The organism is Polymorphobacter sp., assembly GCF_048007885.1.
In the GTDB taxonomy this organism is placed as follows: domain Bacteria; phylum Pseudomonadota; class Alphaproteobacteria; order Sphingomonadales; family Sphingomonadaceae; genus Sandarakinorhabdus.
The window spans coordinates 1,345,143-1,359,967 of the sequence record NZ_CP180346.1 but is presented as its reverse complement, the minus strand read 5'-3'; the positions used below and the strand labels follow the sequence as shown (position 1 = coordinate 1,359,967).

Annotated in this window: 12 protein-coding genes and 1 tRNA gene; 3 read left to right on the top strand and 10 right to left on the bottom strand. The window is 66.4% G+C overall.

The window, feature by feature from the left end:
• Positions 1-59: 59 nt before the first annotated feature.
• The 4 genes from serA to ACMVO5_RS06455 all read right to left on the bottom strand — a co-directional run bounded on the left by serA (position 60) and on the right by ACMVO5_RS06455 (position 4,436).
• Positions 60-1,646 carry a phosphoglycerate dehydrogenase gene (gene serA / locus ACMVO5_RS06470; RefSeq protein ID WP_416909232.1) on the bottom strand — a complete coding sequence of 529 codons (1,587 nt, stop codon included), beginning with the start codon at positions 1,644-1,646 and terminating at the stop codon, positions 60-62.
• A 60-nt stretch (positions 1,647-1,706) separates the two neighbouring features.
• Entirely contained in the window at positions 1,707-2,828 is a 1,122-nt protein-coding gene (locus tag ACMVO5_RS06465) for a phosphoserine transaminase (protein ID WP_416909231.1), read from the bottom strand.
• 78 nt (positions 2,829-2,906) lie between these two features.
• Entirely contained in the window at positions 2,907-3,779 is an 873-nt protein-coding gene (gene bla / locus ACMVO5_RS06460) for a class A beta-lactamase (RefSeq protein ID WP_416909230.1), read from the bottom strand.
• A 48-nt stretch (positions 3,780-3,827) separates the two neighbouring features.
• Positions 3,828-4,436 (bottom strand): c-type cytochrome, encoded by a 609-nt coding sequence (locus ACMVO5_RS06455; protein WP_416909229.1) that lies wholly within the window; start codon positions 4,434-4,436, stop codon positions 3,828-3,830.
• A 132-nt stretch (positions 4,437-4,568) separates the two neighbouring features.
• Here ACMVO5_RS06455 and ACMVO5_RS06450 point away from each other — a divergent pair, with 132 nt between their 5' ends.
• Together ACMVO5_RS06450 and ACMVO5_RS06445 are read left to right on the top strand one after the other, a co-directional pair.
• Positions 4,569-5,468, top strand: coding sequence for a prephenate dehydratase (locus tag ACMVO5_RS06450; protein WP_416909228.1), 900 nt, complete (start codon positions 4,569-4,571; stop codon positions 5,466-5,468).
• Positions 5,469-5,539: 71 nt separating this feature from the next.
• Entirely contained in the window at positions 5,540-7,708 is a 2,169-nt protein-coding gene (locus tag ACMVO5_RS06445) for a TonB-dependent receptor (protein WP_416909227.1), read from the top strand.
• 191 nt (positions 7,709-7,899) lie between these two features.
• On the opposite strand, the gene ACMVO5_RS06440 is transcribed toward ACMVO5_RS06445, so the two are convergent.
• Positions 7,900-8,772, bottom strand: coding sequence for an N-formylglutamate amidohydrolase (locus tag ACMVO5_RS06440; protein WP_416909226.1), 873 nt, complete (start codon positions 8,770-8,772; stop codon positions 7,900-7,902).
• Between the two features lie 132 nt (positions 8,773-8,904).
• On the opposite strand from ACMVO5_RS06440, the gene ACMVO5_RS06435 reads away from it, so the two are divergent.
• Positions 8,905-8,979, top strand: a tRNA-Val gene (locus ACMVO5_RS06435).
• Positions 8,980-8,984: 5 nt separating this feature from the next.
• On the opposite strand, the gene ACMVO5_RS06430 is transcribed toward ACMVO5_RS06435, so the two are convergent.
• Genes ACMVO5_RS06430 through ACMVO5_RS06410 form a run of 5 tightly spaced genes read right to left on the bottom strand, consistent with a single transcriptional unit; the run spans position 8,985 to position 14,692 of the window.
• Positions 8,985-10,790, bottom strand: a complete 1,806-nt coding sequence (locus ACMVO5_RS06430) for a glycosyltransferase (RefSeq protein ID WP_416909225.1) — start codon at positions 10,788-10,790, stop codon at positions 8,985-8,987.
• The gene (locus ACMVO5_RS06425; protein WP_416909224.1) at positions 10,787-12,478 is read right to left on the bottom strand and encodes an ATP-binding cassette domain-containing protein; all 1,692 of its coding nucleotides are present in this window, start codon (positions 12,476-12,478) and stop codon (positions 10,787-10,789) included. Before ACMVO5_RS06425 ends, ACMVO5_RS06430 begins: the two co-directional genes overlap by 4 nt.
• Positions 12,475-13,563: a nucleotidyltransferase family protein gene (locus ACMVO5_RS06420; protein WP_416909223.1), complete on the bottom strand. Its 1,089-nt coding sequence runs from the start codon at positions 13,561-13,563 to the stop codon at positions 12,475-12,477. Before ACMVO5_RS06420 ends, ACMVO5_RS06425 begins: the two co-directional genes overlap by 4 nt.
• Entirely contained in the window at positions 13,560-14,240 is a 681-nt protein-coding gene (locus ACMVO5_RS06415; protein ID WP_416909222.1) for a glycosyltransferase family 2 protein, read from the bottom strand. The genes ACMVO5_RS06420 and ACMVO5_RS06415 overlap by 4 nt, the downstream gene beginning before the upstream one ends.
• The gene (locus ACMVO5_RS06410; protein ID WP_416909221.1) at positions 14,237-14,692 is read right to left on the bottom strand and encodes a PqqD family protein; all 456 of its coding nucleotides are present in this window, start codon (positions 14,690-14,692) and stop codon (positions 14,237-14,239) included. Before ACMVO5_RS06410 ends, ACMVO5_RS06415 begins: the two co-directional genes overlap by 4 nt.
• Positions 14,693-14,825: the final 133 nt, after the last annotated feature.

Below are 14,825 nucleotides of genomic sequence, written 5' to 3'. Positions count from 1 at the left end.
ATTTGCGCCCGGCCTTTCGCGAAAGGCCGGGCGCCCGCTCCGAGGGTGTTGACGTGGCTTCAGGCGAACCTGAGCGCCTTGGCGACCTTCACGCCGGGCAGCCGGCAGATGGTCCAGAGCAGGGGATCGGGGATGTCGCCATCGACCGAGAGCAGCAGCACGGCTTCGGCCCCTTCATCGCGGCGGCCAAGGTGGAAGGTGCCGATGTTGACGTCGGCTTCGCCGAGCGCCGAGCCGAGGCGGCCGATGAAGCCCGGCTTGTCCTCGTTGACGATGTAGAGCATGCGGCCCTGAAGATCGGCTTCGATGATGATGCCGAAAAGCTCGGTCAGGCGCGGCTTGGCATTGCCGAACAGCGTGCCAGCCACTGACCGGTCGCCTGCGGGTGTCGAGACGGTGACGCGCAGCAGGGTGTGATAGTCGGTCTCACGGTCGTGGCGAACCTCGGCGATGGCGATGTTTCGCTCGCGCGCGAGGAACGGTGCGTTGACCATATTGACCGTGTCCGAATGCGGCCGCATCAGGCCGGTCAGCACGGCAGCGGTGATCGGCTTGATGTTGAGCTGGGCGGCGGCCCCTTCGACCTCGACCTTGACGGCGGTGATGGTCTGGCCTTCAAGCTGGCCGATGAGTGCGCCGAGCCGCTCGGCAAGGGCCATATAGGGCCGGATGCGCGGCGCTTCCTCGGCCGACAGGCTGGGCACGTTGAGCGCATTGGTGACGCCGCCTGTGAGCAGGAAGTCGCTCATCTGCTCAGCCACCTGAATGGCGACATTGACTTGCGCCTCGTCGGTGCTGGCACCGAGATGAGGCGTGCTGATGAAGTTCGGCGTGCCGAACAGCGGGCTGTCCTTGGCCGGCTCCTCGGCGAAAACGTCGAGCGCCGCACCGGCGATATGGCCGGACTCAAGGCCGGCCTTGAGCGCCGTCTCGTCGATCAGCCCACCACGCGCGCAATTGATGATCCGCACGCCCGGCTTGGTCTTCATCAGATTGGCCGCGCTCAGGATGTTTCGCGTGCTGTCGGTGAGCGGCGTGTGCAGGGTGATGAAGTCGGCATGAGCGAGCAGCTCGTCGAGCTCGACCTTGGTGACGCCCATCTGCTCGGCGCGCTCGGGGGTGAGAAAGGGATCGAAGGCGATGACCTTCATCTTCAGCCCCAATGCGCGGTCGGCGACGATGCTGCCGATATTGCCGGCGCCGATCAGGCCCAGCGTCTTGCCGGTGACTTCGACGCCCATGAACCGGTTCTTCTCCCATTTGCCCGCCTGGGTGCTGGTATCAGCCTCGGGGAGCTGGCGGGCGAGCGCGAACATCAGAGCGATGGCGTGTTCGGCGGTGGTGATCGAATTGCCGAAGGGCGTGTTCATCACCACGATGCCCTTGGCACTGGCGGCCGGGATGTCGATATTGTCGACGCCGATGCCGGCGCGGCCGATGACCTTGAGATTGTCGGCGGCGGCGATGACGGCGCTGGTCGCCTTGGTCGCCGAGCGGACGGCGAGGCCGTCATAGCGGCCGATGATCCTGATCAGCTCGTCTTTTGAAAGGCCCGTGATTTCATCGACTTCGATGCCGCGTGCGCGGAAGATTTCGGCCGCCTTGGGCGACATCTGGTCGGCAATGAGAACTTTGGGTGCAGTCATGTCTTGATCCTTGAAAGGGGTGCGCGCGGCCACTGGGCGGCGGCGCGAGGGTGCTGAATGTCAGGTGGTGACCTGGGCGTGCGCCCAGTCGAGCCAGTGCGTCAGCGCCTCGATATCGGCGGTGTTGACCGTGGCGCCGCACCAGATGCGCAGGCCCGGCGGGGCATCGCGGTAGGCGCCGATGTCATAGGCGGCGTCTTCCTTTTCGAGCAGTGCCACCATCGCCTTGACCTGCTCGGGCGTGGTGCCGGGCAGGGTCAGGCAGACGCTTGTGTTCGAGCGCGTCGCCGGATCTTTGGCGAGATGCTCGACCCATGGTGTGCGGGCGACCCAGCGCGAGAGCGCCACGGCATTGGCGTCGGCGCGGGCGATGAGCTCCTGAAGCCCGCCACTATGTTTTGCCCATTCAAGCGCGTCGATGTAATCCTCGACCGCCAGCATCGAGGGCGTGTTGATGGTCTCGCCCTTGAAGATGCCTTCGTTGAGCTCGCCCTTGGACAACAGCCGGAAGATCTTTGGCAGCGGCCAGGCGGGGGTGTGGCTCTCCAGCCGCTCGACGGCGCGCGGGCCGAGGATCAACATGCCATGGCCGCCTTCGCCGCCGAGCACCTTCTGCCAGCTGTAGGTCAGCACATCGACCTTGTCCCAGGGGATGTCCTGCGCGAACACGGCGCTGGTCGCATCGACGAGGGTCAGGCCTTCGCGGTCGCTGCGGATCCACTCGCCACCGGGCACACGCACGCCGGAGGTGGTGCCGTTCCAGGTGAAGCAGAGGTCGTGGCTCTGGTCGATACGGGTCAGGTCGGGCAATTCGCCATAGGGCGCCTGCACCACCACGGGATCGAGCTTGAGCTGCTTGACCGCATCGGTCACCCAGCCTTCGCCAAAGCTCTCCCAGGCCAGCATGGTGACCGGCCGGGCACCGAGCATGGCCCACATTGCTAGCTCATAGGCGCCGGTGTCGGACGCCGGCACGATGCCGATACGGTGGGTGCTGGGGACTTCGAGGACCTCGCGAGTAAGGTCGATGGCGTGCTGGAGGCGCGTCTTGCCGAGCTTGGACCGGTGCGACCGGCCAAGAACTTCAATGTTCAGCTTGTCGGGTGACCAGCCGGGGCGCTTGGCGCAGGGGCCGGACGAAAAATGGGGGCGCGCGGGGCGCGCGGCAGGTTTGTCAGTCATATTCTCTCCTCACAGAGAGCGCGCGCCGCGTTGGGACGGCGTGGCCCGCTGCCGCTCATAGAGATCGGCGGCGCGCCGTCAAGCGATAGATTCGACGAGCGCCCTTGCGAGAGCGGCGTGATGGCGATTGCGCAGGGCGATGTCGCGCTCGGCTTCGGCGATGTAGATGGTCAGCAGCAGCGGGGGCCGGCCGGGCGGGGTGATGAGGCTGATGGTGTTGCGGATGCCGCGATCGCCCGCGCCAGTCTTGTTGCCTTCTTTCCAGCCGTCTGGAAGGCCGGCGCGAACCATGTCGTCGCCGGTTTCGGAAGCATGCATCCAGGTAATGAGCTGGGCGCGGGCGGCGGCGCTGAGGGTCTCGCCCAGCAGCAGGCTTTGGGCGAGCGCCAGCATGGCCTCGGGGCTGGTGGTGTCACGCGGGTCTCCGGGCAGGCCTTCGCTCATCATCGTCTCATAGCGATCGAGCCTGGTGACCTTGTCGCCCTGCTTGCGCACCCACGCCGTGAAGGCCTCAGGGCCGCCGAGATGGTGCAGGATGAGGTTGGTGGCCGGATTGTCGGATGTGACCATGGCAGCGGCGGCGAGTTCGAGAAGCGTCGCCGACTGGCCGATCCTGGGCTGGGTGAAGGGCGCGTGCGAGACCATGTCCGCCTGGGTGATGGGAACAGTCTGGCTGGCCGAGGTCTGGCCCTGTTCGATTGAATCCAGAAGCTGGGCGCACAGAGCCATCTTGAAGGTGCTGCACATGGGGAAGCGCTCATCGCCGCGAATGGCGAAGCGCTGGCCTGTGCCGGTGTCGAGCACGGCCAGACCGCAGCGGCCGCCGCTCACGCGCTCGACCGCATGGGCCGCCGCCGCGAGCGGGGCGAAATCATGGGCTTGACCCGCTGCTGCCGGCAGCAGGGCCAATATCGGGAGCGAGAGGACAGTGCGTCGCGGCAGGCCGTACATGGCAACCAGTCTAGCGATGTCGCCGGCAGCGTCCAGCGGCGGTCTGGCTCAGCCGGTGACTGTTTCGGCGGCCTCTTCGGTCACGGCTTCGTTCGGCACTTCGGCTTCTGCTTCGACAGGCGCTTCGGGCAACGGCAGTGGGTTGGCCGATTGCTGGTTGAGCCAGACCATGACCGCTGCGCGCTCCTCAGGCTTCTTGAGCCCGGCGAAGCTCATCTTGTTGCCGGCGGCATAGGTCTTGGGATCGGCCAGCCAGGCGCTGAGTTCGTTCCAGGACCAGCTCTGGCCTTTCATGGCGCCGAGCGCGTCGGAATAGGAAAAGCCGCCGCGCGAGGCGGCCGGCGCGCCGACGATTCCGTGCAGATTGGGGCCGATGCCATTGCTGCCGCCCGGCGCAGCGTTGTGGCAGGCCGAGCACTTCTTGAATACGGCCTCGCCGCGCTCGGCGGTGGCCGAGGCGAGGAAGAATTCGATCGGACGCTCGGCGTCGGCTTCCGGCGCGTCGGCAACCTCGGCTTCGGGCACTTCGATGATATAGCCGGGCTTTTCGGGCAGTTTCGGCGTGAAGGCAGAGTCGGTGACGATCGACAGGCCCAGCAGGGCGATGGTGCTGGCCAGCGTCGCACCGGCGATCTTGTTGAACTCGAAACTGTCCACGTCTCTCTCCCGCGCTTCGGATGCAGCGCTTTGTTGCACCGCATTATGACTTGCGCACGGCCTATAACAGCGCCGCGTCTGGCGGCAAGCTTTTGCGTTGCCGCACAGCCAAGTGGCGGCTAGTCGGATGGCATGACCAGCTATTCTCCCTGCGCTGCCGCGCTTGTTGCCGACATGGAGGCGCTTGCCGCCATTGACCCTTCACGCGCCGTGGCCTTTCAGGGGGCCCCGGGGGCCTATTCGCACCAGGCCGTCCGCGAGGCTTTTCCCGCCGCCTCACCGCTGCCGTGCGTTGCCTTTGAGGATGCGATCGAGGCTGTGCAGACCGGCCGCGCCGCGCGGGCCGTGATTCCGATCGAGAATTCGCTGCACGGGCGGGTGGCGGACGTGCATTTCCTGTTGCCGGAAGCGGGGCTGCATATCGTGGCCGAACATTTCGTGCGGGTGCGCCATTGCCTGCTGGGGATCGGCAACCAGGCTGATCTTCGTGCCGTCCTCAGCCATCCGCAGGCGCTTGGCCAGTGTCGCGCCCGGCTGCGCGGCTGGGGGCTTGAGCCGGTCGGTCATTTCGATACTGCGGGTGCGGCGGCGGCGGTTGCCGACGCCGGCGATGCCAGCCGGGGCGCGGTCGCCTCGGCGCTGGCGGGCGAGCTCTATGGTCTCAATGTGCTGGCGCGCGGCATCGAGGATGCGGACCATAATACGACCCGGTTCGTCGTGCTGGCCCGCGAGTCGGTCGAAGTGGCCCCCGGGGTGCCGACGATGACCAGCTTTACCTTTCTGACCCGCAACGTGCCGGCCTCGCTTTTCAAGGCGCTTGGCGGCTTTGCCACTAACGGCGTCAACATGACCAAGCTCGAAAGCTATTTGCGCGGCGGCAGTTTTTCGGCCGCCGAGTTCTACGCGGACATCGAAGGCAGGCCCGAGGAGCCGGCCGTGCGGCTGGCGATGGAAGAGCTTGCCTTTCATACCGAGAGAGTGAAGCTGATCGGCACCTACCCCCGCAGCGCGCTGCGCGACATGCTGGGCTGATACGCCACCGCTTGACGGGTGATAATGTTACATCTAGGCAGCCTCGAGATCGGTTTCTGAGAGGTTATATCATGATCGTTCGTCGTTCCTTGCTGGCCAGTCTCATGGGTTCGGTGGCGCTGGGTGGCGCTGTACAGGCGCAGACGCAGGCCCCTTCGGCCGGGGATTCGATGCTGCATGGCGGTATTTCGCCGGAGATCATCGTCACCGCGCCGTTTCCGCGCGACCGGTTCAGCCTGACAACGGCGGCGGCGGTTCTTGAAGGTGACACGCTGGTGCGTGAAACCCGGCCGACCATCGGCGAGACGCTGTCGCGGCAGCCGGGTGTTTCGACGACCTTCTTTGGTCCCGGCGCATCACGGCCGATTCTGCGCGGTCAGGATGCCGAACGTGTGCGCGTGCTGACGGATGGCATCGGCAGCTTCGATGTGTCGAACACGTCGCCCGACCATGCGGTCGCGATCAACCCGTTTCTGGTGGACCGGGTGGAGGTGGTTCGCGGCCCTTCCGCGCTGCTTTACGGCAGCAACGCGATTGGCGGCGTGGTCAATATCGTTGACCGGCGGATTCCCCGCGAAGTTCCCGATGAGCCGGTCCATGTCGATGCCTCGGCCGTTTATGGTTCGGCCGCTGACGAGCGTGGCGGTGCCGGCTCGGTTGATCTGCCGCTGTTTCGCCGCGGCGATGGCTCGGCCCTCGTTCTCCACGCCGATGGCAGCTATCTGAAGACGGGCGACTATCGCACCGGGGACTTTGTCTATTCCGCTGGCGAGCGAGCCCGGGGTGAGGCCGAGGGCGGCGAGGCGGCCGAGCAGGCGGCGCTGCGTGGCCGCGTGCCCAACAGCGATGTCGAGAGCTATAACTATGGCGGCGGTTTCGCGTGGTTCGCGCCGGGCGGTGGCCAGCTTGGCGTTGCGGTGAGCCACTTGCGGTCGGACTATGCCGTTCCCAATGCGCTGCCGATCGGCTTTGGCGAGGGCGAGGATACGCGCACGGCTTTTGTTGGCGACGGTCGGCCCTTTAATCTGGCTGGCGGCGAAGAGGGCGAGGAAGGCCCCGAGCAGAACATCCGGCTCGACATGCGCCAGACCCGTGTCGACGCGCGCGCCCTGGTGCCGATGACGGGCGGCTTCGAAGCGCTCAAGTTCCGCTTTGGCTATGCCGACTATCGTCATGACGAAATCGAGGACAATGGCGAGATCGGCACCAGCTTCTTCAATGATGCCTTTGAGGGCCGTCTCGAGCTTGTCCAGCGCGCCAAGGGCAATTGGCAGGGCGCGAGCGGTGTGCAGTACGTCTCGCGGCGGTTCGAAGTGGTGGGCGAGGAGGCCTATATTCCGCTCAATCAGACCAGCCAGTTCGGCCTGTTCACGCTGCAGGAATATGATTTCGGCGACCTGAAGATCGATGCTGGCGCGCGCTATGAAAACACGTCGGTGAACTCACAGCCGCTGGGTGTGTCGCGGACGTTCAACACATTCTCTGGCGCGCTCGGCGCCTCGCTCCTGTTGAGCGAAGGCTGGCGGCTGGCGCTGTCGGCAACCCATAGCGAGCGGGCGGCGTCGGCCGAAGAACTGTTCTCGAACGGGGCGCACAAGGCAACACAGGCCATCGAGATCGGCGATGTTGATTTCACCAAGGAAACCTCGAACGGCGTCGAGGCGGTCTTGCGTGGTCGGGGTGACGGCTGGCGCATCGAGGCGAGCGCTTTCTTCACGCGCTTTCGCAATTTCATCTTTCTCAACCCGACCGGCGTGATCGATGAAGACGAGGAATTGCCGATCTTCGAATATGCTCAGGCGGGTGCGCGCTTCTGGGGCGCCGAAATTGATGCGGCCCTGACCCTGGCCGATCTTGGCGAAACGCGCGTCGAGGTGACGGGCCTGCTCGATTTTACCCGGGCCGATCTGCTGGGCGGGCTTGGCCCCGTGCCCCGCATTCCGCCGCTGCGGATGCTCGGCGGTGTGCAGGCTGGTGGCGGCGCCTTTGGTGGCCGGATCGAGGTGGAACATGCGACGGCGCAGCGCCGGGTTGCGGTTTTCGAGGGCGAAACCGACGCCTGGACGATGGTCAATGCCAGCATCAACTGGAAGCCGCTCGGCGCGGACAGCAATACGCTGCTGATGGTGAGCGCGAACAATATCTTTGATGTCGAGGCGCGCCGCCATTCGAGCTTCCTGAAGAATGTGGCGCCGCTGCCTGGTCGCGATATCCGCGTGACGGCGCGGGTGAGCTTTTGAGTGGGACTAAAAATTTTCGGGAAAGGTCTTGAACGGGAGAAATCAAGGCCCATGTCCTGAGAGCCGGCAGCGGCGCGCTTCCCCCCCTTTGATGCGCCGCTGTCGCGAGAGCCGGTAGATCCCCCTCTGACCGGCTCTTACCCCGAACCCTGGCCGCTCCGCGCTTCCCCTCAAGCGGAGCGGCCACTTTTTTATTCAGCGGCTACGGCCCAGCCATCATCGCTGCTGTCGAGGCCGAGGCCGGGCATGTCTTGCAGCAGCATGTGCACCAGTGACTGGAGAATGCGGGCCATCCGTTCGAACCCGCTGTTTGGCGTGAGGCGCAGCGGGTCCATGTAGAGGGTGCGGTCGATCTCGATCTGCACGGCGTGGATGCTGGCATCGGGCTGGCCGTGATGTTCGGTCGTGTAGCCGCCGGCATAGGGGCTGTTGCGGGCCACGCGGAGGCCCTGGGCCTTGAAATGGGCTTCGATGCGCTGGACGAGCTGAGGTGCAGCACTTCGCCCATGCCGGTCTCCCAGCACGATTTGCGGTGGGCTGACGCCGGCGGGACGTGGCATGGAATGACAATCAATCAAGACGGCATGTCCGTGCCGACGCCGGGCCTGGGCGAGCAGGCTGGTCAGGCGGCTGTGCCAGGGCAGGTGCAGCGCGGCAAGGCGCTCGGCCGCTTCGCTGGCGCCGAGCTTGGCGCGGTAGATATCAAGGCCATGGCCGGCGATTCGTGGCAGCACGCCAAGGCCGCAATCGACACGTTCGGAGCGGCGGACGGGGATGCCGAGCGGGGTATCGAACATCCCGGCGTCAATCTCGTCGGCGGCGCGGTTGAGATCGAGGAACAGGCGCGACCAGCGGGCCTTGAGCACCGGCACGCCGCTGATGCCGTCGAGGAGATGATCGACATAGGCATCTTCGGCGCGGCGCAGCTGGCTGTGGCTGAGCGGCGAGGCGCGAAGGAAGGCCGGCGGATATTCGCGGCCCGAATGCGGAGAGGCGAGCACCAGCGGCCAGCGGCCATCGGCATCGCCGGAAAGGGTGAAGCTGGGCGTGAGCGACGGTGTCATCACCCCATTGTTAGGCCGCAGCCAGCCCCTCCGCCAGTGCTCTTGTGTGCGGCCAGATGTGCCACCGGCCGCCTGCACCCCGAGCGAGGCCCTTGCCAGCGCCGAAAATGGGCGATAGGAGGCCCGCAGTGTGGGCGCGTAGCTCAGTGGTAGAGCACTGTGTTGACATCGCAGGGGTCACAAGTTCAATCCTTGTCGTGCCCACCATTTTTTCAGTTTGCTGAAGTTCCCCTGCGTGCTGCCAGCGCCTTGCGCAGGAGGCGCACCGGTGTCAGGTCGATGGCGGTCTTGCCGCGGGTTGAATTGCGGGCGTGGCGGCGGACATGAAGGGTGACCATGTCAAGACGGTCGATGCGCAGGCCGGTGCGTCTTGCGTTGGCGAACCAGTCCAGATCTTCGCCAAAGCGAAGCAGCGGGTCGAAGGTGCCGGCATGCTCGAAGGCGCGGCGGCGGTAGAGGGCGGCGCCGATATAGTCGGGAAAATTGTCGGCCGGGTTGCCGACGAAATGGTAGCTGCCGTTTTCGAGTCGTTCGAGAAGCTGGGCCTGTCCGGTGACGACGTCGCAGTCCGGATTGCCCCTTAGCCAGTCGAGTGCGGCGCCGAGCTTTCCTTCCGGCCAGAGATCATCAACATCAAGGAAGCCGATGAGATCGGCGGAAGCGGCGCGCAGGCCGAGGTTGCGGGCCGCCGCCGGGCCGGCGTTGGCCTGGCGGAGCACGCGCACCTGCACCGGGAGCGCGTCGATGGCGGCGTCGATATCGTCGGTGGAGCCGTCATCGACGACGATGATTTCCAGCTCGGGATGGTGCTGGGCCAGCAGGCTGGCGACGGCATCCTTGAGAAAGGCGGCGCCGTTGAATACCGGGATGATCACGCTGACGAGGGGCGCGGCAGCCTCTTGCCGGGCGTCGTCCTTCGCGCCCGGGGCCTTGGCCAGGGCGGCGATGGCGGCAGGCACACGGGCGACATCATGGCCAAGAACAAGTCGGTGGCCGGGCACCAGCGCCAGTGCAGCGGCGATGAAGTCGAACGTCTGCTGGCCGGCATGGGGGAGCTGGGCCAGGGTTGTGTAGGTGGCGGCGCCGATCAGCAGCGCGGGTGAAATCGGCTCGATGCCGGTTTCGGCCGACGTGCCGAACCGGGGGGTGAGGGCCGCGACGATCGGCAGGCGCGGGGTGAGGCCTTCATCGAGGAACATGACGGCCTTGGCGTCGCCGGCGGTGGCCTCTTCGCCGAGAATGCGCGGCTTGAAGCGGGCAAAACGCGCTGTGTCATCCGGGTTGATCTTGGCGGTACGGTAGAGGCTGTGCGCGATGAGCCGGCCATCTTCGATCGTCAGCAGGACATAGTCATCGCCGGCATAGGCGAGGCCGGCGGCCAGGCAGGCGAGCGCGGTGGTGGATTTGCCGACACCGCCGCGCCCAGTGATCAGCAGGCCGCCATCGGCGGTGCCGACAGCGGCGGCATGGACGAGCTGGTGGCCCTGCGACGACATCCACCAGTGGAGCAGGGTGCGCAGCGGCGAGGCCTGGGTCCAATAGGGCAGTCGCTCGCTGGTGCGCACCCAGAAGATGCCGGTGCGCGCCGGAAGATCGAGCAGGTTGAGCGAGAATTCGCTCCAGTGAAAGGCGCTGAGTACGCGCTGGCTGTGAAAGGTCCAGATGTCGCCACGGTCGCTGAAGCAATGCTGGGCGACGGGGGGCGGACAGATGTCGACGCCGGTGCTGGCGCTGTCCCAGACATGAAGGGTGAGATCAGGTGCGGCGTCGCTGTCGGGCACGACGAGGTGCGATAGGGCCGGCAACAGCAGTGGAGCAAGCGCTGGACCAGCGAAGCACAGGCGGATGCGGTTGCCGGCGATCAGCAGGTCATGTGTTTCGGTGCCGGCCTTGGCCTCGGCTTCCTTGGCGAGCGCCAGAACGGTATCGAAGAAGGCCTGCTGGTCGGCCTCGCTGCGATGCGGCAGGTCGGATCGGTGGCTGGGGACTTCGGGGCCGGGTGGCTTGGCGCTGGTCATGGCTGGGCGAGCGGTTGGGCGACGCGCAAGCGCGGGCGGAGGACAAGCTGCCCATCGGCGAGATCATAGACATGGTCGGCGCGCGCCAGCAGCCGGGGATCATGGGTGGCGACGAGGCAGGTTGGCCGGTCGGGCGTGTCGAACAGCTGTGCGAGCAGATGCGCGATGCCTTCCTCGTCGAGATGGTTGCTCGGCTCGTCAAGCAGCAGCAGGGCGGGGCGACCGACGAGCGCGCGGGCGAGTGCGATGCGCTGGCGCTCGCCGCCTGACAGGCGCTGGCCGCCGTCGCCCACGGCACCGTCGAGGCCGCCGAGGCGGGCGATGATCGGTTGCAGGCCGGCCGCTGCAACAGCGCCGGCCAGTGCGTCGTCGTCGATTCCGGGCCGGTCGCAGAGGATATTGTCGCGAATGCTGCCATCGACGAACACGGGCTGCTGCGGGAGGATGCCGATCCCTTGGCGGTATTGGACCATGTCGAGCCGGGACAGGGCCGTCAGGCCGAGCCGGATCGAGCCATGCGCGGGGCGCAGCAGCCCGGCGAGCAGCTCGATGAGCGTGGATTTGCCCTGCCCATTGGCAGCGGCGATGGCGGTGATCTCGCCCTTGTTCACGCGCAACGACACCGAATTCAGGATCGCGCGCTGGCCGTGACGAAAGTCGACCGCCTCGACGATCAGCGGCTGGCCGAAATCGGGGGGCTCGCGGCCGGGCTCGTCGCTGGGCTGGCCATGGCTGCGGATGGCGGCGAGGCGGAGCAGCGCCTCGTCGCCGCCGAGGAGCAGCGGCAGGCCGCCGAGCATGCCGGCCAAGGCGCCGTTGACCTGGGTGGCGGCGATGAAGAAGGCGGCCAGCTCGCCGATGGACATGCTGCCGCGCGCCACTGCGATGCCGCCCACGATCAGCACCAGCACGGCGACGAGACTCGATGCCAGCCCTGTCGCCTGGCTATTGGCGGCGCTGGCCTTCACCATGTCGGTGCCGCTGGCGGCGAGATCATCGACATGGCGGCGATGGCGGGCGAGGGCTGGGGCTTCATTGGCCTGCATGCGGGCGACGGGCAGCAGCGTGAGCGCCCGTTCGGTCGCGATATGAAACCGCTCGAAGCTCGACTGATAGTGGCTGATGGTGCGCTTGAGCCAGCGGGTGGTGACCCAGCTGGCGAGGCGGAGCATCGGCCCGAGGACCAGCAGCAGCAGCGTCAGTGGCCATGAAATCGAGGCCATCACCGCGATGAAGACGAGGAGCGGGGCGATACCGGGCAGCAGCGCATGGAACAGGGCATGGCTCATCTGTTCGATGCGCTCGCTGTCGTGGATGACCCGCGCCTGGGTGCGGGCATTGTCCAGCCCTGCGCGTGCGGCCCAATCCAGCCGGTAAAGCCCGTTTAGCATCGACGCGCGCATTGCCGCAGTCGTGGCGCGCAGCCGCCGGGCGACCGGCCCGGCGAGCATCAGGGTGAGCGCCGCGAGCAGCAGGCGAAGGCCGAGAATGGCGCCGCCGATGACGAGGATGGCGGTGATGTCGGCCGCTGGTATGGCGACATCAAGCGCCTGACGGATGAGCCAGAGCACGGGCAGATTGCCGAGACCGATGAGCGTGGTGACCAGCAGAAGTGCGGTGAGCACGCCCTTTTGCGGGGCGATATGGTCGGCGTACCAACGCCAGGCCTGTCGGCGCGGCGTGCTCATGAGGCAACACCCAGGCGGCGCCTGAGCCAGCCGGCGGCGAGGCCGGGCAGCGCGCTTCGCTGGGTGCCGGCCACCAGTCGCGCGAGCTGGACAGAGCGATCGAGCGGCGAGGGCAGCGCATCGGCGGGTCGCCTGAGGCGCGCAAGCCAGGCGCGGTTTTCCAGCCGCTCCAGCCAGTCCGGGGCGGGGAGCGGTCCGGGCAGGGCGACATCGGGGACAGCAACACCGAGTTCGTCACGCAGGAAAGCCAGACCCTGACACACGCGATGTCCCACATGAAGCCGGCCGGCCCAATGGTGAAACTGCTGCCAGTCGATCGATTCCGCATCGCGCGCCAGCAGCATGGCCGCATCAGCGACCCAGCGCAGCGGCGACAGGGCGTTGGGCCGCAGGCCATGGGCGATGACGTGAAGCAACATGAAGGTTGTCGAGGGGCGCACAAGCGTGTCGGCGCCGACCGTGAAGCGCTGGGCGCCGGACCAGACGGCGTCTTCGAGATCGCTGCCACTGGCCTCATGCATCAGTGCCCAGTGCAGGTCGATCTCGCCCGCTGACGGATGATGGAGATTGCAGCCAATGGTGAGGACGAGCATGTCAGCGCGCCGCGCCGACCATTGTGCATGGCTGTCGCGCGGCTCGGCCCATCCAGCGGCGGTCAGTCGTTCGAACGCCCGCAGCGCGTCGGCCTCGCGAACGAGAAGGTCGATATCGGACATCGGGCGCAGCGCGGGGCTTGCATAGACGGTGCAGGCCAGGGCCAGACCCTTGCTGACCATGACCGGGATCCCGGCCTCCCCCAGCAGCCTGAGCGCCTTCAGACCATTCTGGATATGGGTTTGGGCGGCGCACCAGTGATAGCGGTAGATGCCGGCCAGTCGTCCCATCTGGGGGTGTTTGCAGCTCTGGGCGGCGAGATTGGCGTGAACCAGTGGCAGCAGGCGGAAACTGCCGCCTTCCATGTCGCCGTCCCAGTCGATGCCGGCGCTCCAGAGGGCAAAGGCGTTGATCGCCTCTTCGCCCCTGGCCAGTGCGGCGCGCAGCAGCAGCTTTTCCGCAGCGTTCGGCCAGAGGTGCAACTGGCTCAACTGGTGACCTCCGGCGCGGCGCGGCGTCGGGCGACAGCGGCACGCAGCACGGCGAGCGCGTTGCTGTTGGTATCATGGTTGCGCATCATCAGATTGGCACCGTGAATGCGGCGATAGAGGACAAGCGCGTCGCAGCCGGCCTCTTTGATGCCGGCATCGGCGGCGCGGGCGACCCAGTCGATGGTTTCAGCGGTGGCGAGGCGCTCGTCAAAGGGGCCGACGCGGTCGAAAACGGTGCGGCGGATGAGCATGGCGCCGGCCAGCCGTCCGGGAAGATCGGGGCCGAGTCCGGGCGCCTGAGGGCCGGCATCCCCGCGGCACTGGCGCACTTGGCCGAACACCAGATCGGCGCCGGTTGCGGTTAACACATTGAGACGCGCCGCAAGGCTGTTTTCGGGCCAGATATCGTCCCCGTCGAGAAAGGCGATGAGCGCGCCTTGGGCGGCACGAACGCCAGCATTGCGCGCAGCCGCCGCGCCCTTGTTGGCTTGTGACAGCAGCCGCACCCGGGGGCCGAAGCTTGCGATGATGGCGGCGCTTTCGTCGGTCGAGCCATCATCGACGACAATCACCTCTGACGGCGCATGGGTCTGGGTCAGGACCGATGTGATGGCCGCCGCAATGTGGCGGGCATCATTGTGGCATGGCACCACCACTGAAACTTCGGCGTGGCTCATCCGGCGGCATCGAGCGGGCGCGGCGCCGGCCAACCGACGTCGTCGACATCATGGATGGGATCGAGAAGCAGCATGTCTGCGAGGTCATCGTGGACGCCGAGAAGGGGCGGCGCATAGGGGCCGGCAACGGCTGGCAGATCGAGCGAGGCAGGTGCGGGCGTGTCGGCCACGCGCAACAGGTCGTGGCTTTCCAGCACTTGTACAAACGCCTCGACACTCGCTTGGGCGGCGGCAGGCTCGAGATCATAGGCCTGCGCCAGTGCCTGTGCGATCTGGCCGTAGCTGGCGCCCTGTTCAATGGCGCTCCAGATCAGCGCGGCGCTCCCGATCATGTCGAAATAGCGACCGCTGCCGTGGTGCATGACGATGGCTTCGCCGTCCATCGTTTCGCTCACGACGAGTGGTGCATTGACGACCATGCCGGTGTTTGCTGTCGCGCTCCATGTCATCATGGCCCCTCTTGCCGAAACGCATCGTCAATAATCTGTCACTTTGCATGAATGACAAATAGGGCGTCAAGCGGCGCCGGGGCTGGAGACTCAGGCCGTTGACATTATGAGGCAATGGTCTTCTCTTGGCTCTCTG